The organism is Kitasatospora sp. NPDC001175 (genome assembly GCF_053598215.1).
Window position 1 is genome coordinate 1 of the sequence record NZ_JBSFJU010000059.1, and the last position, 22691, is coordinate 22691.

The 22691-nt window shown below is 70.2% G+C and carries 17 protein-coding genes and 1 pseudogene; 10 read left to right on the forward strand and 8 right to left on the reverse strand.

Annotation, left to right across the window (positions count from 1 at the left end; all coding sequences use genetic code 11):
* Positions 1–308 precede the first annotated feature (308 nt).
* Positions 309–674, forward strand: a complete 366-nt coding sequence (locus tag ACWDAK_RS31075; protein ID WP_427394894.1) for a hypothetical protein — start codon at positions 309–311, stop codon at positions 672–674.
* An 82-nt stretch (positions 675–756) separates the two neighbouring features.
* Here ACWDAK_RS31075 and ACWDAK_RS31080 read toward each other — a convergent pair whose 3' ends face one another.
* Positions 757–1527, reverse strand: a complete 771-nt coding sequence (locus ACWDAK_RS31080; protein ID WP_449806514.1) for a GNAT family N-acetyltransferase — start codon at positions 1525–1527, stop codon at positions 757–759.
* Between the two features lie 209 nt (positions 1528–1736).
* Positions 1737–2192 (reverse strand): MarR family winged helix-turn-helix transcriptional regulator, encoded by a 456-nt coding sequence (locus tag ACWDAK_RS31085; RefSeq protein WP_344640297.1) that lies wholly within the window; start codon positions 2190–2192, stop codon positions 1737–1739.
* A 200-nt stretch (positions 2193–2392) separates the two neighbouring features.
* Here ACWDAK_RS31085 and ACWDAK_RS31090 point away from each other — a divergent pair, with 200 nt between their 5' ends.
* The gene (locus tag ACWDAK_RS31090) at positions 2393–3358 is read left to right on the forward strand and encodes an alpha/beta hydrolase (protein ID WP_427394896.1); all 966 of its coding nucleotides are present in this window, start codon (positions 2393–2395) and stop codon (positions 3356–3358) included.
* 370 nt (positions 3359–3728) lie between these two features.
* Here the strand turns inward: ACWDAK_RS31090 and ACWDAK_RS31095 are convergent, their stop codons facing one another.
* Positions 3729–4334 carry a TetR/AcrR family transcriptional regulator gene (locus ACWDAK_RS31095; protein ID WP_427394897.1) on the reverse strand — a complete coding sequence of 202 codons (606 nt, stop codon included), beginning with the start codon at positions 4332–4334 and terminating at the stop codon, positions 3729–3731.
* Positions 4335–4426: 92 nt separating this feature from the next.
* On the opposite strand from ACWDAK_RS31095, the gene ACWDAK_RS31100 reads away from it, so the two are divergent.
* Both ACWDAK_RS31100 and ACWDAK_RS31105 read left to right on the forward strand, forming a co-directional pair.
* Positions 4427–4855 (forward strand): nuclear transport factor 2 family protein, encoded by a 429-nt coding sequence (locus ACWDAK_RS31100; RefSeq protein WP_344640300.1) that lies wholly within the window; start codon positions 4427–4429, stop codon positions 4853–4855.
* Complete coding sequence (locus tag ACWDAK_RS31105; protein WP_427394898.1) at positions 4852–5697, forward strand: NAD(P)H-binding protein; 846 nt, start codon at positions 4852–4854, stop codon at positions 5695–5697. Before ACWDAK_RS31100 ends, ACWDAK_RS31105 begins: the two co-directional genes overlap by 4 nt.
* A 105-nt stretch (positions 5698–5802) precedes the next feature.
* Here the strand turns inward: ACWDAK_RS31105 and ACWDAK_RS31110 are convergent.
* Positions 5803–6641, reverse strand: a pseudogene (locus tag ACWDAK_RS31110) (IS5 family transposase); the annotation flags it as partial.
* A 374-nt stretch (positions 6642–7015) separates the two neighbouring features.
* Between ACWDAK_RS31110 and ACWDAK_RS31115 the strand changes: the two are divergent.
* From ACWDAK_RS31115 to ACWDAK_RS31125, 3 genes are all read left to right on the forward strand, one after another.
* Positions 7016–8497, forward strand: a complete 1482-nt coding sequence (locus ACWDAK_RS31115; protein ID WP_344640302.1) for a purine-cytosine permease family protein — start codon at positions 7016–7018, stop codon at positions 8495–8497.
* 226 nt (positions 8498–8723) lie between these two features.
* Positions 8724–9233 (forward strand): DUF4158 domain-containing protein, encoded by a 510-nt coding sequence (locus ACWDAK_RS31120; protein WP_427394899.1) that lies wholly within the window; start codon positions 8724–8726, stop codon positions 9231–9233.
* Entirely contained in the window at positions 9197–11635 is a 2439-nt protein-coding gene (locus ACWDAK_RS31125) for a Tn3 family transposase (RefSeq protein WP_427394900.1), read from the forward strand. Before ACWDAK_RS31120 ends, ACWDAK_RS31125 begins: the two co-directional genes overlap by 37 nt.
* Positions 11636–11672: 37 nt before the next feature.
* On the opposite strand, the gene ACWDAK_RS31130 is transcribed toward ACWDAK_RS31125, so the two are convergent.
* Complete coding sequence (locus ACWDAK_RS31130) at positions 11673–12794, reverse strand: DUF6183 family protein (RefSeq protein WP_344640303.1); 1122 nt, start codon at positions 12792–12794, stop codon at positions 11673–11675.
* 178 nt (positions 12795–12972) lie between these two features.
* Here ACWDAK_RS31130 and ACWDAK_RS31135 point away from each other — a divergent pair, with 178 nt between their 5' ends.
* Entirely contained in the window at positions 12973–13950 is a 978-nt protein-coding gene (locus ACWDAK_RS31135) for a recombinase family protein (protein ID WP_344640304.1), read from the forward strand.
* Positions 13951–14777: 827 nt separating this feature from the next.
* Here ACWDAK_RS31135 and ACWDAK_RS31140 read toward each other — a convergent pair.
* Complete coding sequence (locus ACWDAK_RS31140; protein WP_427394916.1) at positions 14778–16175, reverse strand: amino acid permease; 1398 nt, start codon at positions 16173–16175, stop codon at positions 14778–14780.
* Between the two features lie 452 nt (positions 16176–16627).
* On the opposite strand from ACWDAK_RS31140, the gene ACWDAK_RS31145 reads away from it, so the two are divergent.
* Both ACWDAK_RS31145 and ACWDAK_RS31150 read left to right on the forward strand, forming a co-directional pair.
* Positions 16628–18034: a family 2B encapsulin nanocompartment shell protein gene (locus ACWDAK_RS31145; RefSeq protein WP_427394901.1), complete on the forward strand. Its 1407-nt coding sequence runs from the start codon at positions 16628–16630 to the stop codon at positions 18032–18034.
* Positions 18021–19499, forward strand: coding sequence for a SufS family cysteine desulfurase (locus tag ACWDAK_RS31150; RefSeq protein WP_427394902.1), 1479 nt, complete (start codon positions 18021–18023; stop codon positions 19497–19499). The genes ACWDAK_RS31145 and ACWDAK_RS31150 overlap by 14 nt, the downstream gene beginning before the upstream one ends.
* Before the next feature lie 42 nt (positions 19500–19541).
* On the opposite strand, the gene ACWDAK_RS31155 is transcribed toward ACWDAK_RS31150, so the two are convergent.
* Both ACWDAK_RS31155 and ACWDAK_RS31160 read right to left on the reverse strand, forming a co-directional pair.
* Entirely contained in the window at positions 19542–21278 is a 1737-nt protein-coding gene (locus ACWDAK_RS31155; protein ID WP_427394903.1) for a hypothetical protein, read from the reverse strand.
* Between the two features lie 177 nt (positions 21279–21455).
* A complete protein-coding gene (locus tag ACWDAK_RS31160) occupies positions 21456–22670 on the reverse strand; it encodes an FAD-dependent monooxygenase (RefSeq protein ID WP_427394904.1) in 1215 nt (404 codons plus the stop codon).
* Between the last annotated feature and the right edge of the window lie 21 nt (positions 22671–22691).

Below are 22691 nucleotides of genomic sequence, written 5' to 3' on the forward strand. Positions count from 1 at the left end.
CCTCAAGGCGCTGGTGGAGACCTTCAAGGCGATCGTGCTCCGTGAGACCGACCGGGACCGACACGTCGGGTACAGCCGGCCGCCGATACGCGCGTAGCTGGGGCCTGGCTAGTGGACGAGGGCTTCGGGCACGGCCCACAGTCGGGTGGCGTTCTCCCGGTCCACGGCGTAGGGCGCCACGCCCGCGATGGCACCGGCTCGCTCGGGACCGTCTGTGCCTGTGCGCAGTCCTCGAAGTAGCGGCCGGTGATGCCCACGCCGGTGTCGTACCGAGTCGGTGGTTCAGCCAACCCCTCTGGAGGTCCATCGTGGCGAAGTGGAACGAACGCAGTGCGGACGAGCAGCAGGAAGCGCGGGCGCTTCGAGCGTCGCTGGCCAGGGCCGGAATCGGTGCGTCGCTCTCCCAGATCGCCAAGGAGTGGGACGTGGCCGGCGCCTGGGCAGCCGGGAGCATTCCGCTGGAGCAACTGCTGCGGCAGACCGGGTGGACCGAGACCACCAGCAAGCCCGATCAATCACGCGACGCGCCGGACGACCCGGCTGCGGCGAGTGAGTGCTGGATGGAACGGCGCCGCAAGTCGCGGACGTGGACGGCGTGCTGGTCGTCCGGTGCACTTGGGTCCTGCTTAATCGGGCTCATCACGCGTGCCGCGCCGACGACAAGGAACGCTTGAGCCACCTCACCGTGTCCGGCCCGAACGGCAAGGAGACGGTCAGGCTGACCCTCTCCTACTACACCCTGGACGGTGCTGGTCCCTACCACCTGATGACATGCGCAGCCTCGACATGCGCGACAACGACCTCATGTACGCGGTAGTTGCCGCCGAGACGCAGGAGTAGGGCTTGGCAGCGCCACGTCGGCAACCGCCTCCTGAGCGGTTGGCTGTCGCTCTGATTGCTTTGCGTAGCCGGCATCGGAGGCAGCAGGAGCAGCCGGCAGTCCTCTCCGTGCCACGCTTCGGATCCCTGAGTCCTGGAGTCCCTCAACTGGCCGAAGGCCAGCGAGGCCAGGGCGCGCACCGCTTCGGTTGCGTAGCCCTGGTCGGCGTACTGCGGGTTGAAGACCCAGCCGATGTCGGCCTGCCGGGCGCGCGCACTCGCGAGGGTGCGGACCACCTCGCCAACGACTGCTGACTCGTCCGCCCGGCACACGGCCAGCAGGAGCACATCGCCATCGGTCTTCCAGACGGTCCCGCAGGCTCGCGCGGCGATGGACTCGGCACAGCCCTCACGGGTGAGCGACGGGCGATAGAGGTAGCGAGCGACCTCCGGTAGGGACTGGTACGCGTACCGGTCATCAACGTCACCCGATGTGAATAGTCGCAGGATCAGCCGTTCGGTGGCGATGGTTGTACGAGTGCGGCGACTACACCGCCGCGTCGGCGACAACGTGATCGTGATCGAGTACACCGACTCCGGCATGAAGACCGCGTGCCGAGGCTGGGGAGACAGGATCAGCATCGTGCGGCGGGACGAGAAGCTCGTGCCCGCAGACAGCGCGGGACACCTCCGCCAGACATGCGGCACGTCGTGATCCCCGAGAGCGAGGCCGTGAGGGGCGTGTGGCGCGGGACACGGGCCGCGGCCGGGGTGGGACTCGCCTTGAAGCCCGGTCCCGGCGCTCGCGAGGTGCACCACGCTGAGGCCCGAGCATCTGCCGCCGGCCGACGTGGACTCGGTCGTCGGGTGACGCCGGTCGCCATGGCGATGTCCGCTGGCTGCGCGCCGGAGCGGGCTCAGGAGTGGGTGACGTTCGCCGTGATCAGGCGGAGCAACTGCTTGGCGGTGGCGTCCTGTTCCGGGGTGAGGCCCATGGCGTCGCCGATGGCGAGCGGGACGGTGCTGGCCTTCGCGCGGAGGTCCGCACCCGCCTGCGTGAGGCGGACGGCGACGGAGCGCTCGTCGTCCGTGCGGCGCTCGCGGATGACCAGGCCGCCGGCCTCGAGGCGCTTGAGGAGGGGGGAGAGCGTGCTGGACTCCAGTTGGAGTGCGGCACCCAGCTCGCGTACGGAGACGGAGTCCCGCTCCCAGAGGGTGAGCATCACCAGGTACTGGGGGTAGGTCAGGCCGAGGCTGTCCAGCAGGAGCCGGTAGCGGGCCGTGACCGCGCGCGAGGCCGCGTACAGGGCGAAGCAGAGCTGGTCATCCAGCAGGAGCGAACCCTGTGCGCTCCCGGTCGCCGCTGTCTCCATCGGTCGTGCCCTCTCAGCCTGTCGCTTGGCCCATTCCTCCCATCCTATCGTTCGAAGTACGCGCGACCATAGTGTGCACAATTGAGTAGCGCACAACTTAATCGCGCGCTACCTTATGAGTGTGCCCGCCGGACGGCGGGCGCGACGACCGTCAGGGCCGGCCCGGCCCTGACGCTGCATGCCCTGATGAGGAGCCTGGCATGACCGAGAAGATCACTGGTCCCGTCCTGGAGCCCGCCGCAGCCGCGTTCGCGCAGGCCACCGCCGAGCCGCCGTTCCTGTTCCAGCTGCCCCCGGCCGAGGGCCGCAAGGCCGTCGACGATGTCCAGTCCGGCGAAATCGCCAAGCCCGAAGTGGACGAGGAGTGGGTCACCGTCCCCGGCGGCCCCACCGGCCAGGTCCGGGCTCGGATCGTCCGGCCCGCGGGCGCCACCGGCGAGCTGCCGGTCATCGTCTACATCCACGGCGCGGGCTGGGTGTTCGGTAGCGCACACACCCACGACCGGCTGGTCCGCGAGCTCGCCGTCGGCACCGGCGCCGCCGTGGTCTTCCCCGAGTACGACCTCTCACCCGAGCACCGCTACCCGGTGGCCATCGAGCAGAACTGGACGGTCGCCCGATGGATCGTCACCGACGGCGCCGCTCACCACCTGGACTCGACCCGGATTGCCGTGGCCGGTGACTCGGTCGGCGGCAACATGAGCGCCGCCCTGACCCTGATGGCCAAGGAACGCGGCGGACTGCCGCTGCTCCAGCAGGTCCTCTTCTACCCGGTGACCGACGCCGCCTTCGACACAGGCTCCTACCGCCAGTTCGCCGAGGGCTACTTCCTGCGCCGCGACGGCATGCAGTGGTTCTGGGACCAGTACACCACCGACGAGAGCCAGCGCACCGAGATCACCGCCTCCCCGCTGCGCGCCACCACCGACCAGCTCACCGGCCTGCCCCCGGCGCTGGTCATCACGGCCGAGGCCGACGTGCTCCGGGACGAGGGCGAGGCGTACGCCGACAAGCTCCGCCAGGCCGGAGTGCCCGTCACCGCCGTCCGCTACCAGGGCATCATCCACGACTTCGTGATGCTCGACGCGCTGCGCGGGACCCAGGCCGCCGAGGCCGCCATCAACCAGGCCGTCGCCACCCTGCGCACCGCGCTCGGCACCGTCTGAGCGGCCCGGACTCCGCTACCGGCCCGATCGCCGGGCGGCGGGCGGGCCCCGGCGCGGCCCGGGCATCTCCCTCGGGAGTGACGCCGCCGGGGTGATTCCCGCCCCGGCCCGCGCGCGGCGGGATGGCTCCGCCGCGTCCGGCGAACGGTCCGGCCGGTCGGGCGCTCCGAATGGGGTGAACCATGTCGAGCGGCGTGTGGGCTGCGCTGTCCGGAGGCGTTGTGATGCTGCTCTCCGGTGCGGCCGTGCGGGGTTGAGCGGGCGCCCGGCTGGAGAGTCGGGGCGTGTCGAGCGGACGGACCTGGCTGCTCCCGGGCGGGATTCGCGCTCGTGCGGGAGGGCTGCGGCAAGGCCGCGCCGGGTCGGTGATTCAGCGGTCGGCTGCCGGTTTGCTTCCGGCAGGGCTGCCGAGTACGGAGGCCGTGTAGTCGGCCAGCCGGTGTCGCAGTTCCTCGCGGGGGACGCGCTTCTCGCCGGCCAGATGCTCGACGAGATCGGCCCGGGTGGCGGCGAGCAGCGCGTGGGCGGCGAAGTCGCTGTCGCCCGGGCCCGCGATCCGTTCCAGCAGGTCCCGGAGCAGGGCGTGCCACCGCTCGTACTGGTCGGTGCGGTAGGGGCTGTCGGCTGCGGTTCCCTCCAGGGCCAGTGCGAGGTGGCGGTTGTCGAGTTTGAAGCACAGGAGGGCGTCGAGCAGGGCCGGGACGCGTTGAAGGGGTGGGGTGGCGGGCCCGAGCGGGGGAGGGCCGTCCTCGACGGCTGCCCTGACCGGTTCGAGCCGGGCCTCGTACAGTGCGCGGATCAGGCCGGAGCGGTCGCCGAAGGCGCGGAAGAGCGTGCCCTTGCCGACGCCGGCCGCGGCCGCGATGTCGGCCATGGTGATGTCCTCGGGGCTCCGTTGGGCGAGGAGTGTGTCGGCGGCGGCGAGGGCGGCCGTGCGGTTGCGGACCGCGTCCTTGCGTGGCGCTCGCTCGGGCATGGGTCTCCTCCAGTTGCGATCCGGACCGGCGGTCCGTATCTTTCTCGGAAGAAGCGGACCGCTGGTCCGTATCGTACGGGACGGAGAACCCCATGCCCGCAACCACCTCGGCGGCGGATCTTTACCGCCACAGCCTGCGCCTGCTCCTGGAGAAGGACATTCCGGCCTGGGTCGGCCTCTGGGCCGAGCACGGCGTCATGGAGTTCCCCTTCGCCCCGCCGGGCTGGCCGCAGCGCCTGGAGGGCAGGGCGGCCATCGCCGCCTACATGCGCGACTATCCCGACCACATCGACCTGCACGACTTCCCCGACCTGCGGATCCACCAGACCACGGACCCCGGGACCATCGTGGTCGAGATGCGGGGTGTGGGCCGCCTGGTCGAGACGGGCGGGCCCTTCGAGATGACCTACATCGCCGTCGTGACCGTGCAGGACGGACGGTTCACGTCCTACCGCGACTACTGGAACCCGCTCGCCGTCAACGATCCCGGCCTGGACTTCACGAGGAGCAACGCCCGATGAACGCCGCCGCCACCCTCGTCATCGGCGCCACCGGCACCACCGGCAGCCGCACCGCCGCGCAGTTGGTCGCCGCCGGCCACCGCGTCAAGGCCGCCAGCCGTCGCGCCACTCCGCTCCCGGGCGCGCAACCGGTCCGCTTCGACTGGTACGACCCCGCCACCTTCGCCGACGCCGTCTCCGGTGCCGACCGTGTCTATCTCGTGCCGCCCGTGGGCGACCCGGACCCGGCCGTGGTCATGGTGCCGTTCCTCCGGCAGGCCCGGGAAGCCGGCGTGCGGCGCGCCGTACTGCTCAGCTCCTCCGCCGTCCCCGAAGGGGGCCCGGCGGTGGGAGTGGTGCACCGGGCCCTGCCCGGTCTGTTCGACCAGTGGGCGGTGCTGCGGCCCTCCTGGTTCATGCAGAACTTCACTGGAGCGCACCTGCATGCCGACAGCATCCGGGGGGATGGCGTCATCCTGACCGCGGCCGGGTCGGGCCGGGTCGGATTCGTCGACGCCGACGACATCGCCGCCGTCGCCGTCCACGCACTGACCGGGGACCGCGCGCCCGACACCGACCTCGTCCTGACCGGACCGGAGACGCTCAGCCACGACGATGTCGCCGTGATCCTCACCGAGGTCACCGGCCGCCCCGTGCTCCACCGCCACCTCTCGCACGAGGACATGCGCGAGCGCCTGGCGGCGATGATGTCGCCGAAGTTCGTGGCGCTGCTGGCCGGCATGGACCGCGCCATCGCCGAGGGGGCCGAGGACCGGATCACCGACACGGTCGAGCGCCTCACCGGCCGCCCACCGCACAGCTTCCGGGAGGTCGCCCGGAGGGAGCTCACCGACGCCCGGTGACGTGGTCCCCGGACTGGACGCCTCGGTCCTGAAGCCGGACCGGCACGGGGTGCCGACGGAGCGTCGTGCCCCGGAGAGGCTCAATTCACTGCGCAGATAGGCGGCTGGGCGGCGTCGGGGGCGGGTGTCCCAGCGGTGGGTGGTCCAGGTCGGCGGATCAGACTCCGGACGGTGATGACGGTGTCGGCGAGGTCGAAGAAGGCCTCGATGACGCTGGTTCGGCGCTCGTAGCAGCGGGCGAGGCGGTGGAAGGCGTTCTGCCAGGCGTGGGTGCGCTCGACATGCCATCGCCGGGTGGCCTGGACCGGCGCCTTGGTCCCCTTGCGCGCGATCTGACCGCACAGCTTCCGCTCGTCGAGCACGGCACGGGACTTGTCCGAGTCGTAGCCGGCGTCGAGGTGGACGGTGATCTCGTCGGGCAGCGGCCCAAGTCCCTCCAGGAGATCGAGAGTTGGCGCCAGGAGCGGCGAGTCGTGGCGGTTGGCGCCGGCCAGGACGCGGCCGAGCGGGATGCCGTAGCCATCGGTCATCCCGGACCGTTTCATGCCCTGCTTGCCCCGGTCGACGGGTGAGCGTGCGGCCGCTTCGCCGCCGCCGGGGGCCTTGGTGACGGCGCCGTCCACGGTGATCTGGTCGAGGACGAGGCCGACGACGCGGTCATAGGCCTGGAGGGCGATCTGCTTCAGGCGGGCGAACAGGCCCAGGCCGATCCACTCGTCGCGGCGGCCTCGGATCGTGGCGGCCGAGCAGGTCGAGTCCGCTATCGCCTCGTAGGAGCAGCCGAACCGCAGGACTTGGAGCAGCTTGTCGAAGACGATCCGCTCGCTGATCCGGCGTCGGTGGCAGCCCAGCGGGTGGGCTGGATCGAACTGTGGCCGCTGCGGCAGCAGGGCGGCGAATTGGTCCCAGAGCGGTTCGGTCAGCCAGAACGGCAGCACAGGCACGGCAGCAAAGGCACAGGTCTCCCCAATGATCACAGAGCGTCGCAACTCCATGATCAAGGAACCTGTGCCTGTCTCGTCCGCCGACTGGTCCCACCAACCGCCTATCTGCGCAGCCTCTTAATGCTGCGCAGAGTGTCGTGAGCATGCCGAATCACGAGAGGGTTTTCTGCTGCTTGTCCTACTATTGGCGCTAATGTCCAGTTTGGTTCGGCCGGTGCGAGCGTCTTGCACTGTCATGAATGGATCCAAAACCCGTCAACTAGTCAGATTTTGGTAAAAGTACGGTAGTTCTGAGCCGTTGACGCGCGTAGACTCCCACCGTACCTGTCCGGCGTTGTGGCCGGACCCGATTACACCTACGGAGCCCCCCTCATATGGACACCCTGTCCACCGCCGACTCCGACGGCGCCATCGAGACCCGAGGTATCGAGCCTGTACCGGACGGTGAGCGGCACGGCCGCGTCCGCGAGCTCTTCCCGACCTGGGTCGCGGCCAACATCAGTGTGCTGCTGCTCACCATGGGCGCCGCCCTGGTGGTCTTCAACCAGCTGAACTTCTGGCAGGTCCTGATCGTCGCCGCCTGCGCCGCGGTCGCATCGTTCGGCATGGTCGGATTGCTGTCGGTCTCCGGTAAGTGGGGTGGCGCGCCCGGCGCGATGCTCTCCCGTGCGACCTTCGGTGCGCGCGGCAACCTCTTCCCGGGCTCGATCCTGTGGGTGGCCCGTTTCGGCTGGGAGACGATCAATGCGGTCACCGGTGCCTACGCCGTGCTGACCGTCCTCGACCTGCTCTTCGGCATCAAGAGCAACACCGTGCTCATCGTGGTGACGCTGTTCCTCTTCGTCGCCAGCACCTTCCTGGTGAGCGGCATGGGCCGCAAGGCGCTGAACGTGTGCAACAAGTGGTCGACGTACCTGTTCGGCGTCTTCAGCATCATGGTGCTCGGCTACCTGGTCGCCAACGTGCACTGGAACGAGGTCTTCGCCAAGCCGGCCGGCACCACCGCGATGATGATCGCCGGTATCGGCACCATCGCGGCCGGCGGCATCAGCTGGGTGCCCACCGGCCCCGACTTCGCGCGCTACCTGCCGCACAAGGCCTCCGGTAAGAAGATCGTCGGTGTGACGGTCTCCGGCGCAGGCATCGTGGTGGTCCCGATGGTGCTGATGGGCGGCGTCATGGCGGTCTCCACCCCGGACCTGGCCAAGGCGCAGGACCCGGTCTCCTTCCTCGGCGACATCCTGCCGACCTGGCTCGCCGTGCCGTACCTGATCACCGCGATCGTGGGCATGCTGCTGATCAACAGCCTGTCGATGTACTCGGCCGGCTTCACCGCGCAGACCATGGGCGTGAAGCTGCCGCGTGCCATGGCGGTGAGCATCAACGCGGTGATCTCCCTGGTCGGCGGTCTGATGCTGATGCTGGTGGCGAGCAGCTTCCTCGGCTCCTTCATCACCTTCCTGGTCCTGCTCGCGGTCTCCTTCTCCGCCTGGATCGGCGTCTACTCGGTCGACATGCTGCGCCGCCGCTCGCGCAAGGTGCGCTACGACGCCGAGGGCCTGATGGACACCACTCCCAGCAGCCGCTACTGGTACTCGGGTGGCTTCTGCTGGCAGGCGATGGTCGCCTGGGCCGTCGCGCTGATCGCGGGGCTGTGCTTCACCAAGTGCGACTGGTTCACCGGCCCGCTGGCCTCCACTCCGGTCGGTGAGTACGGCCTCAGCTGGGCCGCCACCATCGCCATCTCGGCGCTGCTCATGGCCGTCCTCCCGACTCCGCGGGAGAACACCCCGGCCCCGGTCGAGCCGGCCGCCGCCGAGGCCGCAGTCGAGGAGCGCGAGACCGCGACCGTCTGACGGATCACGGCTCCCGCAAGAACGCGGAGGTCCCCCACACCGTGCACACGGCGTGGGGGACCTCCGCGTTCCTGCGGGTGGCCCCTACGTGTCGGCCCTGTTCTCGTATAGCTACGGCCAACGGACAAGTAGCTCTCTGTAGCTGACCCAGAGGACGTGTGTCCCGGGTTCGGCTGTTTCCGCCTCTTTGGTGATGTGCCTGCGTCACCTTGGTCGCGTTCGTGCGATGGAGGAGGAGCTGAGCGTGCGGCAGGACTGGGAGCCGGAGGACCTGATCGAGGTCTGGACGCTGCTCGAAGACGACATGAAGCGGCTGCGGAACAAGTCCGGGGCGAACCGGCTGGGCTTCGCGATGCTGCTGAAGTTCTTCGAGGTGGAGGCGAGGTTCCCGGAGGTCGCCGCGGAGGTCCCGACCGTCGCGGTGGCGTACGTTGCCCAGCAGGTGAAGGTGCCGGTAGAGGAGTGGGTGTCCTACGACTGGCAGCGCAAGGCGATCCAGCGTCACCGGGGTGAGATCCGCGACGCCTTCGGGTTCCGGGCGGGCACCGAGGAGGACCAGGAGCGGCTGGCCGAGTGGCTGACCGCCGAGCTGTGTCCGGTGGAACTGTCCCGGGATCGCCTGGCCGAGGCGGTGGTGGCCCGGTGCCGCAACGACCTCATCGAGCCTCCGGCCCCGGGGCAGATCCGGCGCCTGAAGGGGTGGCCGGGGGCGGCCGGTCGTTCTTCACCGAGCTGAAGACGGACCCCGGGGCGCCGGGCCTGGAGAGCCTGCTGGCGGAGGTCAACAAGCTCCAGCGGGTGCGGAGGCTGGAGTTGCCGGAGGACCTGTTCGCGGACGTGTCGGAGAAGCTGGTGGACGCCTGGCGGGCCCGGGCGTCCAAGGAGTACCCGGCGAACGTGCAGCGGATGAAGCCGCCGACGCGCCTGACGCTGCTGGCGACGCTGTGCCACGTGCGGCAGAGCGAGATCACCGACTCGCTGGTGGACCTGTTCATCCAGCTGGTGCTGCGGATCAACACCCGGGCGGAGAAGCGGGTCGACAAGGAGTTCACCAACGACCTGAAGAAGGTCCGGGGCAAGGACGCGATGCTGCTGCGGGTCGCGGAGGCCGCGCTGGCGGAGCCAGCCGGGACGGTGCGCCGGGTGATCTACCCGGCGGTCGGCGGGGAGAGGACGTTGAAGGCGCTGGCGGCGGAGGCCGCGGCGAACGAGGCCCGGTACAAGGCGCGTATCCGCACGGTGCTGCGGTCCTCGTACTCGGCGCACTGGCGCAGGATGCTGTCGCCGCTGCTGCGGGCGCTGACGTTGAAGTGCAACAACACCGCGTACCGGCCGGTGATGGACGCGATCGGCCTGCTGGAGCGGTACCTCGAACAGCCGCTGAAGGAGGGCGCGTTCTTCGACCCGGCCGAGACGGTGCCGCTGGAGGGGGTGGTACCCGAGCAATGGCGGGCCGCGGTGGTGGACGACAAGGACCGGGTGGAGCGCATCCCGTACGAGCTGTGCGTGCTGGTGGCTCTGCGCGACGCGCTGCGGCGCCGGGAAATCTGGGTAGTGGGGGCGAACCGGTGGCGCAACCCGGAGGACGACCTGCCGCAGGACTTCGAGGACAACCGCGACGTCCACTACGACGCGATCCGCCAGCCGCAGGACCCGGCGAAGTTCATCGACACCCTGCAGAAGAAGCTCCGCGGCTCCCTGGACCGGTTCGAGGCCGCCTTGGTGGAGGACACCACCGGCGGGGTGGCGATCACCAAGAAGCGCGGCGAGCCGTGGATCAGGGTCTCGCCCCGCCCCAAGCAGGAGGAGCCGGAGAACCTCGTCGCCGTCAAGGCCGAGATCGAACGCCGGTGGGGAACGATCGACCTCCTGGACATCCTCAAGTACGCCGAGTTCGACACGGACTTCATCGCCGAGTTCACCTCGGTGGCCACCCGCGAGAACCTGTCCAAGGACACCCTGCGGCGCCGGCTGCTGCTGGTGCTGTTCGGGCTGGGCACCAACATGGGCATCAAGCGGGTCGCGGTGACCGGCAAGCACGGCGAGAGCGAAGCGACGCTGCGGCGGGTGCGGCACCTGTTCGTGAACCGAGCCAACCTGCGCGCCGCGCTGGTGAAGCTGGTGAACGCCACCTTCGCCGCCCGCGACGAGATGTGGTGGGGCACGGGTACGGCGTGCGCCTCCGACAGCCGCAAGTTCGGCTCCTGGCCCAGCAACCTGATGACCGAGTGGCACCAGCGCTACCGGGGCCCCGGGGTGATGATCTACTGGCACGTCGAGCGGAAGTCGGTGTGCATCTACTCCCAGCTGAAGTCCTGCTCCGCGTCCGAGGTCGCTGCCATGATCGAGGGCGTGCTGCGGCACTGCACCGACATGGAGGTCGACCGGCAGTACACCGACACCCACGGCGCCTCGATCGTCGGCTTCGCGTTCGCGCACATGCTCGACTTCAAGCTGATGCCCCGTCTGAAGAACATCGGCTCCGCGAAGCTCTACCGGCCGGCGGCCGGTGAGGACGCCAACTGGCCCACCCTGGCCCCGGTGCTGTCTACCAGGACGATCGACTGGGAGCTGATCGCCCAGCAGTACGACCAGATCGTGAAGTACACCACCGCGCTCCGCCTCGGTACGGCGGAGGCCGAGCAGGTACTGCGCCGGTTCACCAAGGGCGGGCCCAAGCACCCGACCTACCGGGCGATCGAGGAGCTCGGGCGGGCGGTGCGGACGGCGTTCGTCTGCGACTACCTGGCTGACGTGGAGCTGCGGCAGGAGATCGGCGAGGGCCTGCAGGTGGTGGAGAACTGGAACTCCGCCAACAAGGACCTGTTCTACGGCAAGGACGGCGACCTGACCGGCGCGGACAAGGAGAGCCAGGAGGTCAGCATGCTCGCGCTGCACCTGCTGCAGTCCGCCCTGGTGCACGTCAACACCCTGCTGGTGCAGCAGGTGCTGGCCGAACCGAAGTGGGCCGAGCGCCTCACCGAGGCGGACCGGCGGGCCCTGTCGCCGCTGTTCTGGACACACGTGAACCCGTACGGCAGGTTCGAGCTGGACATGAACAGCCGTCTCGATCTCGGTCCCGTCGCGTCTATCCCGGGTCAGCGGACGGGTGAACCGCAGCCGGCAGCCGCCGGGTGAGGTCGGCTACCGGCTCGACGCACGAACCACGGGTACGTCAGTCGGTGTCAGTCGCGGCCAACACGGCCAGGCGCCGCCGGTCCGGTGCAAGGGCGGCCAGACCGATGTCCCAGGCCACTTGCTCGAACCACTTCGTGTCGGCACCGAAGCCGTGCCAGATGCAGTCCCGCACACGTGCTTCGACCTCGTCGGCGGTGGCGCCTTCCGGGCTTCCGGCGAGCGCGGCCAGGGACTGCCAGGCCGCCAGACGGCCGTAGGCACCGTAGGAGCCGGAGTTGTATGCCCCTCCCGTGGACGCCGCCGCGAAGAGCACTCGCCATACCTGGGCCGGCGGACGGACAGCGACCGACAGAGTGGCCTTCTTCCCCACTCCATTCAGACACTCCAGCCCCACCGTCAGGAGCGAGTTCGGGACCGATGCGACGTCCAGGGGTTCTGCGAGTTCGAAAACCCGCGCCTCGATGCGCCCGTTGGACTCTTCGGCCCAGTTCGCCACGGCCTTGGCCATGGCCGCGGCCGCGGCTTCTGTTGTCGCTTCCTCTACCGACGGCACATTCGCGCTGGCGATCACCGCCAGTTCGCGGCTCTCCCCAGGCCCGTACGGCATCGAGTGACTGCCGCCACGAAGGCTGTAGCTCGGAAGATCCGCACATCCTTCCACGTCGGACAGCGCCAGCGGCAGCCAGCCCAGAGGGTGATGACTCCAATGCGACGACGATGCCCAACCCGCGATCCCGGGAGTCTCCTCGACAGCGACGCCCCTGAGAACCAGTTCGTGGACCAGACAGGCCCGAAGCTCCTCCGAAGCGCTTCCGGTGAACGCCGCAGCCAGGTCCGTCGGCTCCTGACTGGAGGCAAGCAATGAGGCCGTGTAACGGTCCAGCTTCCTGCTGGTGACCTCCGCCGAGGAGACCAGCCGCAGCGCCTGGGCGACATTCTCGGGACCGGCGGTGGTGGACAGCAGCCGAAGCAGATGGTCGAAGACACTTCTGTACTGCCACATCTGCCCGGAGCCGTACGCCCTGGCGAGAGCGATGCCAAGGTCTGCGGGGAAGGCAGCGTCCCCCTGAGCGACACGGCCGTCGGCCACCGCCCACACGCCGGTGACGTCCTTCAGGTCCGGCAGCTCTGTCACGATCTTCTGTATCTGATCAGCCACGGCCCTGAGACTACGCGTTCTGATGCCCTGCCTCATCTCATAAACGACCCTTTCCGGGAGCAAGATCGGAAACGGCCGTCGGGGGCGGCCCGGACGCTCAATCGGTTCTCAGAACTCGTTCTCACTCAAGTGGTGATGGGGCCCTGTTCTGGGAATGGTTTGTGAGAGGATTTCGGCCGTGACGGACCCTCAGGACACCACCGCGAGCGACGCCGACGACGTCGAGCGCCACCCCTGCCCCCGCTGCCAGGTCCAACCCGGCTCGCCCTGCCGCTCGCGCTCCGGCGCGGTCGCCGGGATCTACCACACCGGCCGCTTCAAGAAGGTCGCCCGGCTCGCCAAGCTGCTGCGGGTGCCGACCCCGGCCGACCGCGGCCCCGGCCAGCCCTGGCGGCCCGGCACCCCGCCGCCGGCCGCCCCCGAGACCGGCACCCCGGGCGCGGACATCCGCATCGGGTACGCCCGCTGCAGCCACCTCACCCAGGAGCTCCAGTCGCAGCTGGACGCGCTCAGCACGCACGGCATCCCCCGGGACAAGGTCTTCTCCGAGAAGATCAGCAGCCGCGTCCGGGTCCGCCCCCAGTTCGAGGCCGCCCTCGCCCTCGCCCGCGAGATCAAATCCCACGCGCCGCACTGCCGGGTGTTGTTCACCGTGTACGAGATGAAGCGGCTCGGTCGCGACGCCGCCGAACTCACCGCACTGGCCGACCACCTCACCGCCCACGGCCTGGTCCTGGAGATGCTCGCCGGCCCGCTGCCCGGCATCTACGACCCCAGCGGCCCCGGGCGGACGCTGTTCGGGTTCTTCGCCGCCATGGCCGAGACGGAGCGCGAGAGCATCCGCGAAGCCACCCTCGAAGGACTCGACGCCGCCGCCCGCAAGGGCAAGCACGGCGGCCGGCCACCCGTCATCACCGACGACATGCTGCACACCGTGCTGCGGCGCCGGGCAGCGGGCGAGTCCGTCGAGCAGATCCGCCCCGACCTGATCATCCCCACCGGCAAGCGCAAGGGCCAGAACCCAGGCCTGGCCAGCATCTACCGGGCGCTGGCCGAGCACGAGAAGCGCCAGGCCTACCCCGAAGCCGTCGCCCAGGCCCACGCCGACTTCGCCGCTCTCCAAGCGGAAGAGATCCCCCACCCCCGGTCACTCTGAGCTACTTGTCCGTTGGCCGTAGCTATACGAGAGCAGGGCCGTGTCCTCCGACAGGCGATCTTGTGCCAAGTGATCTTGACCGGCGCTAGGTTTCTGCCACTTGATCTTGAACGGCGGCGGGGAGTCGGTGGCGGTTGCCGCGTTGGCGTACGGCGGTGCCGACCTGTCGGCCGGGGTACGCGCCGACGTGATGAGCACCTTCGGCACCCACTTCGGCACGGGTGACCCCGAACGATCCCCGGACATCCTGATCACCGGCACATCCGACGCCGCGCCCGAGGTCCGAAAAGCAGCTGTGAGCGCACTCTGGAGGTCACACGAAGGACGGGTCACCGATGTCCTGGTCGCCCGCACCAGCGACTCTCGAAGTCGACGCCCGCCATGCGGGCTGAGTCGCTCGCTGCCAGCGCCTCGGCATGCATCGCGAGCGCGAACCTGCCCACCAACCCCAGTGCGCGGTCGGGATCGGCGAGCACCGACTTCCGGAACTCCGCCCGGAGCAGCCCTTCAGCCAAGTTCAGGGAGGGCGCCTGCGCGGTGTCGGCGTTACGCCTTGCCAACGAACTGTCCGCCCATCAGGCACGGCGGGTCGTCCCGGTCCTCTGATCGGTCAGGATCACTTGTCAATCGGTCAAGATCGCCTGTCAGGGGACACGCTACGGACGGTCTCGCCCCTCGGGCGGGTGGTGCCGGTCGAACGCGCGGGGCACCGGCTGCTCGTGTGATGGTTCTGCGATCATCTCGATGTCCCGGGTGTGCCCGGCAACGCGGAGGGGGCGGCAGGGTGTGCACCCCTGCCGCCCCCGGGGGCGCTCCGGCCGGTGGGCCTACGAGGACGTGGCCTCGCGGGCCCGGCGGCCGGCCAGCCAGACGTAGACCAGGATGCCGGCGAAGAGGAACAGCACGCCCTGGTAGACGGCCGCGTAGCCGGCGCCGGCGAGCAGCCACAGGGAGAAGGCGAAGGCGCCGAGGCCGAGGACGGCGTCCCTGGTGAGGCGGCCGGGGGTCACCTTGCCGCTCTCGCCGCGGACCAGCCAGTAGAGCTGGGCGGCGGTGGAGAGGAGGTAGGGGACGGTGGCGGTGAAGGTGGTGACCAGTACCAGGATGTTGAACGCGCCCTGGGAGCCGGTGGTGAAGTTGAGGATGGTCAGCAGTGAGGCCAGTGAGACGCTGACCAGGACGCCGAAGACCGGTACCCCGCGCCGCTTGGCGGCGAAGACCGCCGGGAACAGTCCGTCCTGCGCGGCGGCGTACGGCGCCTGCGCGGCCAGTAGGGTCCAGCCGTTGAGCGCGCCGGTCATCGACACCAGCGCTGCGACCGCGATCACCGTGCCGCCCCAGGAACCGCCGAACATGTTGTCCACGGCGTCGGAGAACGGCGCGGTGGAGTGGACCAGCTTGTCGTGGGCGACCGTCCCGAACACGGCGAGGGTGCCGAGCAGGTAGACCAGCGCCGCGCCCGAGGTGCCGAGCACGCTGGCCTGGCCGACGTTGCGCTCCGGGTCGCGGACCTCGCCGGCGCTCATCGCGGCGGACTCCACGCCCAGGTAGCTGAAGAGCAGGATCGCGGCGGCGGCGGTCATGCCGCCGGCCCAGCTTTGCCCGGAGGCGTTGAAGGGGCCGAGCTTGGACGGGTCGAAGAAGCCCAGGCCGCCGATCGCGACCAGCGCGAGCGGGATGAACTTCAGCACGGTGGAGACCAACTGCACCGCGCCGACGTACCGGGTGCCGGCCAGGTTGGCCAGCGCGGGCAGCCACTGGACGGTCAGTGCGGCGCCGATGGTGAGCCACTTGGAGTGCTGGATCGGCACCAACACGTCGAGGTAGCCGACCGCGGCCACCGCGAGCGCGGCGTTGCTGACCCAGGTGGTGATCCAGTACGACCAGGCCGACAGGAAGCCGGCGAAGTCGCCGAATGCCTCGCGGGCGTAGACGTACGGCCCGCCGGTGCGCGGGTTCCGTCGGGCCAGCTGTCCGAAGACCAGGGCGAGCGCGATGGCCCCCACCGTCAGCACGACGAACGACACCAGGCTGACCGTGCCGTAGGGCGCGACGGCCGCGGGGATCATGAAGATCCCGCCGCCGATGATGTTGCCCATGACCAGGGCGGTGGCGGTCGGCAGACCGAAGCGTCCGGTTCTTCCGGTGGCCGGGGCGGGCTCCTGTGCGGGATCGGGCGTGCTCGGTGGGGCTGCCTGCCGTGGTACGGCCGGACTGGTCTGCATGAGGGTGGTGTGCCTTTCCTGGTCCTGCTCGCGCTCGGTGGAGCGGACATCAATGCTGGCGTAGCGGACACTCTTGACCAAATCGCCAGGAATTGTGTCGCAAGCCCGATATCCCGCCGAAAAACTTGCGGCCACGGACCCCCTCGGCCGGTACTCGTCCTGCGTCGCCCGGCGCCGCGCGATGCCGTGCACCGCAGGCGATCCCCAACTGGAGCTTTCGAACATCCCAGCACCACTTATGGCCCAATTCACGCTTTCGAGTGAGTTTCCGTGAGGCGAGGCCTGATGCTGCGCACCGGAATAAAACCGGCGCAATCGAACAATCTCACGCCGGGGCAATCACTATGGCGACAATCTCTGATGGCCGGAAGAAGAGCTGATCTTCCTTCTGTCATAGGCATTCTGACGCTCAGTCAGTTCTTCGGACCAAGGGACAAGGACCAGGACCTGCCATGACCACCGAGACCGTCCAGCAGAACCAGCAGAGCCTCAGTACCTCCGCCGCCAGGAACCTGGCCACCACCACCAAGACCGTGCCGCAGATGCTCGGGATCACCCCCCGCTACCTGCTGCGCGCGCTGCCCTGGGTGGACCTGGAGGCCGGCGTCTACCGGGTCAACCGCCGTCGGGGCTTCATCCTCGGCGACGGGCTGATCAGCACCTACGTGGACGGCGGCGGTGCCTCCCGGGTGATCGCCGAGGACCTGCGCGAACTGTCCTTCCTGCGTGACCAGGAGAGCCCGCTGCTGACCGCGCTGGCCGGCGGCTTCGTCCAGCGCGAGGTCGCGCCCGGCGAGCTCATCGCCGCCGTTGGCGCCCCCGTCGAGGCGCTGCACATCATCGCGTTCGGCCGCGCCGAGAAGCGCGCCACCGGCCAGTACGGCGAGGACGCCCTGCTCGCCGTGCTCGGCGACGGTGACTTCTTCGACGCCGGCGCCTGGGTGCGCGGCGAGGCCGTGCCGTACCAGGTCAAGGCGGTCACGCCGTGTACCGTGCTCTCGCTCGACCGCCGGGTGCTCACCGAACTCGCCGACCGCGAGCCCGCGTTGCGCGCCGGACTGGACGCCTTCGCCGCCGACGGCCAGGGGCCAGCCGACCGCGAGCACCCGATCAGCCTGACCTCCGGCCACAACGGCGAGCCGCAGCTGCCCGAGACCTTCGTGGACTACGAGGAGAACCCCCGCGAGTACGAGCTGAGCATCGCGCAGACGGTGCTCAAGGTGCACACCCGGGTCTCCGACATCTACAACTCCTCGATCGACCAGGTCCAGGCCCAACTGCGGCTGACCACCGAGGCGTTGCGCGAGCGCCAGGAGTGGGAGATGCTCAACAACCCCGGGTACGGGCTGCTCCACAACATCGTGCCCGGCCAGCGGGTGCACACCCGCACCGGTGCGCCCACCCCGGACGACATGGACGAACTGCTCACCCGGGTCTGGAAGCAGCCCGCGTTCTTCCTGGCCCACCCGAGGGCGATCGCCGCCTTCGGGCGGGAGTGCACCCGGCGCGGAGTACCGCCGCAGATCGTCGAGCTGTTCGGCAGCCCGTTCATGACCTGGCGCGGCGTGCCGCTGCTGCCCTCCGACAAGCTCGACCTCAAGGGCTCGGACTCGGCGCCCGGAACCACCAACATCCTGCTGATGCGGGTCGGCGAGGCCCAGCAGGGCGTGGTCGGACTGCGCCCGGCGAAGGTGCCGGACGAGGTGGAGCCGGGCCTGTCGGTACGTGCGATGGGCGTCGATCGCCAGGCCATCACCTCCTACCTGGCGACCTGCTACTTCTCCACCGCCGCGCTGGTGGACGACGCCATCGCGGTGCTCCAGAACGTCGAGGTGTCGAACTACCATGACTACTCCTGACGGATTTCGGCCCGCTACCGGTCCTGCCGCACTCGCCGCCGCCCCGGCCGGCGGGCCGGCCCCGGTCGCCGCACCGGCGACCGGGGTGTTCGGGAGGTTCCCGGCACCGGGGATGCCGGCGGTGCCGGACCCGCTGCCCGGGGCGCTCGCCCACGCCGCCGGCGGCACCCGCTACTGGCTGCCGCAACAGCCGCTCCAGGCACCGGCGGTGACACCGCCCGTCGCCCCGCCCACCGCGCCGCCGAGCGGATTCGACGTCGAGGCCGTCCGGCGGGACTTCCCGCAGCTGCACCGCGAGGTGAACGGCCGGCCCCTGGTCTGGCTGGACAACGGCGCCACCACGCTCAAGCCCCGCCAGGTCGCCGAGGCCGTCGCCGAGCACTACTCGACGGGCACCTCCAACGTCCACCGCGGTGCGCACAGCCTGGCGAGGCAGGCCACCCAGGTGTACGAGGAGGGCCGCGAGGAGGCGGCCAAGCTGCTCGGCACCCAGGACACCGACGAGATCGTCTTCGTCCGGGGCACCACCGAGGCGGTCAACCTGGTGGCGCAGACCTGGGGCCGGGCCAACCTCGGGGTGGGTGACGAGATCCTGGTCTCGGCGGCCGAGCACCACTCCAACCTGGTGCCCTGGCAGCAGATCGCGGCCGAACGCCGGGCCCGGGTCCGGCCGATCCCGCTGCTGCCCGACGGGCAGTTGGACCAGGACGCGTACCAGGACCTGCTCGGCTCGCGGACCAGGCTGGTCGCGCTGACCCATGCCTCCAACGTGCTGGGGACCGTTCCGCCGGTGGCCGAAATGACCGCGCTGGCCCACCGGTACGGCGCCAGGGTGCTGGTGGACGGCGCGCAGGCGGTGAGCCACTTCCCGGTGGACGTCACCGCGCTGGACGCCGACTTCTACGCCTTCTCCGGACACAAGGTCTTCGGCCCGACCGGGATCGGCGTGCTCTACGGCAAGCGTGAGCTGCTGGAGGCCATGCCCCCGTGGCAGGGCGGCGGCAACATGATCGACTCGGTGAGCTTCGAGGAGACCACGTACGCGCCGATCCCGCACCGGCTGGAGGCCGGCACCGGCCACATCGCCGGGGTCGCCGGACTGCGGGCGGCCCTCAGGTACCTCGCCGGGCTCGACCGGCAGGCCGCCACCGCGTACGAGGAGCAGCTCACCGCATACGCGATGGGCGCGCTGGCCACCGTCCCCGGGCTGTACCTGATCGGCAGCGCACCGGGCAGGATCGGGGCGCTGACCTTCGTGCTCGCCGGGACGGACCCGATCGCGCTGGCCGGGGCGCTCGACCGGCAGGGCATCGCGGTGCGCGCCGGGCACCACTGCGCACAGCCGGCGCTGGCCTCCTTCGGCCTGCAGAGCGCGGCCCGGGCCTCGCTCGCCCTGTACAACACTGCGCAGGAGGTGGACACCCTGGTCGCCGCGCTCCAGGACATCCAGGAGCAGGCGCAGTAGCGGCACGACGGGCGGGCGCCGGCAACGGCGCCCGCCCGGCTGCTACTGCGCAGGCGGCGACTGGAGCCGGTTCGCCAGGGCCGAGGAGAACGAGGAGACACACGCGGCGAGTTGGGAGGTGCTCAGCTTCGCCGGGTCCCCGCCGCAGTCGGTGGCCGACGGCGGCGCCGAGGGGGCGGTGGTGGCCGAGGGCTGGGGCGAAGGGGGCGGAGCGCCACCGGGGGAGGGCTGGGAGCCCGGCGGACTCTGCTTGAGGTAGACCAGGTTGGGCGTGGTCCGGCCGTCACCCGAGACGTCGATGTAGTCCTGGGTCTGCCCGTTGATGTCGACGAACCCGCGCCACATGCCCTTCCCGAACGGGATGATCTCCTGAAGGTTCCCGCCCGCTCCGGTGGTCACCGTGACACCGGTCTGCTGGGTGATCCAGGCGACCATCCGGCTGGAGAGCTCGGTCAGGTTGACGGGCCTGCTGGTGTCGCCCTGCACGTACACCTGGAGCTCGTTGAGATCGGCGTCCACCTCGTCGGCGCGCACCACCGCGAAGGCGATGATCGCCTCCGAGGAACTGTTCCTCGGCACCAGCGGAGTCACGTAGTAGTAGTGCCCGTCGGTGGCCGAACGCAGCAGGTACTCGCCGGGGTTGGTGGCGTTGGTGTCGGTGGAGGTGTGGGCGAAACCGAAGCCGTCGCGGTTCTTCGCGCCCCGGCCGGCCAGCCACTGGACCGCGCTGATCTGCTCCTTGACGACCGATCCCGGGTAGACCGTGCCCGGCAGCTCACCGGGGTGCACCGTGCTCCGGTGCTCGATCACCGGCTTGCCGCTCGGCGAGCCGGTCAGCACCAGCACACCGTCCGGACGCTGCACCGTCCGCTTGTGCCAGGCGATCTGCCGGGTCACCGCGATGACGATGACCGGCTTGGCCGTGGCGAGGTCGGTCCCGTCGCAGTAGCCCCAGACGTCCTGGTCCTGGTAGAGGAGTCCGGGGAACCGCTCGGCCAGCAGGTTGCGCAGGCTGTTCGCCCGGTTGCCGCCGAAGGCCCGGTCGAAGGAGTGGTCGCCCTTGAACTCGCAGGCGCTGTTGCTGTTGGAGGTGCCGTCCCAGACGGCCACGCCCTCGGTGGGCTGGGAGCCCGAGCCGTCCAGCACGCCCGTCCAGACGCCGTGGCCCTGGCCCTTGCCCGGCAGGTAGTGGATGCTGTGGCCCAGCAGGCTGACACCCGAGGCGAGGGCGGAGCCGGTCTTCAGCGCGGTCGCGGCCGCGGCGTAGGAGGCGGTGCGCGGCTCGAAGTCGAAGTTCGGCATGGGCCGCACCTTGATGCAGGCCGGGACGTCGGCGGCGCCGAGGTGGTCGCAGCGGTCGCCGTCGCCCTTGCGCGCGTCCCTGGTGAGCGGACGGGCGGAGGCCGGGGCGTCGGACGCCGAGGCCGGGATGTCCAGCACCGTGGCCCGTGCGTAGTAGCGGCCCAGGTCCTTGTCGTTGTCCCAGAACGCCATCACCGTGCACCCGGTCGACGCCAGCAGGGCCAGCGACGTGGCGCCGACCAGCAGGTAGTCGACCCACCGCGGCAGCACGACCGTCACCGCCACGTTGACCGCCGTGACCAGGTTGCCGATCAGGCCGATCGTCGCCCAGATCCAGAACAGCGCCGTCGTGTGCACCGGAGTGCCGTGCGGCAGGAACTGCGCCTGGAGGAACAGCCGGTAGCTCTGGTCCTGCTGTCCGAAGCCACCGAAGACGAAGTGCTTGACCACCCATATCAGCAGTGCGAGGGCCGGCATCCACAGCCACCACAGGGCGAGAAGGCCCAGTCTCCCCAAGAGCAACCTGCGTCGAGTCGTACCGGCCATGGACCCCCCCTGTCGGTGCTGTCGTATGTCCGCCCCGAGTCTGCCGCCAATCAGTAGGCTTTGTCCGCGATTTGTTGAACCGTCAGCGAGTGCCGGCCCGGCACCGGCTCAGCGGCCGCGCAGCGCCCGCCCGCCGAACCCGTTGCCACCGCCGGCGGCCTGCCACCACCGCTCGACCGCCTGCTGGTCCATCGCCGCCCAGTCGGGCGTCTCCTGGACCTGGGCGCGCCCCAGGCTCCGGCCGAGTTCGACCGTGGACCGCCCGACGGGCGCCCGCTCGGCGTCGTAGGAGTGCAGCGCCTCGGCCCAGCTGCCGGCCGTATCCAGGGCGCGCTCCAGCGCGGCGGCGTCCTGCAGTGCCTTGATCGCGCCGCTGCCGGTGGGCGGACGGGCGATCGAGGCGGCGTCACCCACCACGGCAAGCCGGCCGCGTGCGTAGTGCGGCGTGGCCATGTCGTACATCGGCTGCACGAAGCGCGTACCGGCGGGGGTGAGATGGATGACCTCCTGCCAGTAGGGCGGGAAGTGCTCATTCACCAGGCCGAGCTGGTGCTCGGACAGCTCGCTGGTCATGGCCCTGGGGTGCACGTTCGTCGGGTCGCCGAACCGCAGGCCGTCGGCGGCCGGCGGACTGGTGTAGAAGACCCAGTTGACGTCGGTGCCGTGGCCGCCCGGGCCGGGGATGCGATAGACGATCATGTGTCCGCCGGGGAAGACCACCGTCGAGGCGTCCTGCTCCGGGAACGCCTCGGGCGGGGAGGGCAGCCGGCCCGCGGGCAGCGTGCCGCGCCAGGCCACGAAACCGCCGTACCGCGCCTGGGCGTCCGGGAACATCGCTGCCCGCACCACGGACCGGTACCCGTCCGCCCCGACGACCAGCTCGAAGTGCTGCTCGCCGCCGTCCGCCAGGTGCACCACCGCGCCGTCGGTGCCGGAGACGACCCTGGTCACCGTGGCGCCGGTGCGGTAGTCGACGCTGTCGGGGATCCGGTTGCGCAACTCCTGCCAGAGCGAACCCCAGTTGTACGAGCGGAACGGGAACGGCAGCACGCCGATCTGCCGCCCGGCCCGCACCGTGCCCTCGCGCACCACCCAGGGCCGCCGGGCCAGTTGGACCCAGGGCATCCCGGCGTCCAGATAACCGGCCGCCTCCAGCTCGGCGTACCGGTCGTTGTGCAGTGCCAGGCCGACGCCCCGGTCCTGCAGTCGGCCGACGGCCCGCTCGAACACCACCACCTCGTCCGCACCCGTGCGTGCCGCGGCCAGCGCGGCGGCGCAGCCCGCGATGCTTCCGCCCACTACGGCTACCCGTCCTCCGCGCACAGCCGCCTCCTTCCCTCGCCG

Excerpts from the sequence above, each read along its gene's own strand:
- ACWDAK_RS31085 (WP_344640297.1), bottom strand. The coding sequence starts at position 2,192 with ATGGAGACAGCGGCGACCGGGAGCGCACAGGGTTCGCTCCTGCTGGAT.
- ACWDAK_RS31090 (WP_427394896.1), top strand. The coding sequence starts at position 2,393 with ATGACCGAGAAGATCACTGGTCCCGTCCTGGAGCCCGCCGCAGCCGCG.
- ACWDAK_RS31095 (WP_427394897.1), bottom strand. The coding sequence starts at position 4,334 with ATGCCCGAGCGAGCGCCACGCAAGGACGCGGTCCGCAACCGCACGGCC.
- ACWDAK_RS31100 (WP_344640300.1), top strand. The coding sequence starts at position 4,427 with ATGCCCGCAACCACCTCGGCGGCGGATCTTTACCGCCACAGCCTGCGC.
- ACWDAK_RS31105 (WP_427394898.1), top strand. The coding sequence starts at position 4,852 with ATGAACGCCGCCGCCACCCTCGTCATCGGCGCCACCGGCACCACCGGC.
- ACWDAK_RS31115 (WP_344640302.1), top strand. The coding sequence starts at position 7,016 with ATGGACACCCTGTCCACCGCCGACTCCGACGGCGCCATCGAGACCCGA.
- ACWDAK_RS31120 (WP_427394899.1), top strand. The coding sequence starts at position 8,724 with ATGGAGGAGGAGCTGAGCGTGCGGCAGGACTGGGAGCCGGAGGACCTG.
- ACWDAK_RS31140 (WP_427394916.1), bottom strand. The coding sequence starts at position 16,175 with ATGCAGACCAGTCCGGCCGTACCACGGCAGGCAGCCCCACCGAGCACG.
- ACWDAK_RS31145 (WP_427394901.1), top strand. The coding sequence starts at position 16,628 with ATGACCACCGAGACCGTCCAGCAGAACCAGCAGAGCCTCAGTACCTCC.
- ACWDAK_RS31150 (WP_427394902.1), top strand. The coding sequence starts at position 18,021 with ATGACTACTCCTGACGGATTTCGGCCCGCTACCGGTCCTGCCGCACTC.
- ACWDAK_RS31155 (WP_427394903.1), bottom strand. The coding sequence starts at position 21,278 with ATGCCGGCCCTCGCACTGCTGATATGGGTGGTCAAGCACTTCGTCTTC.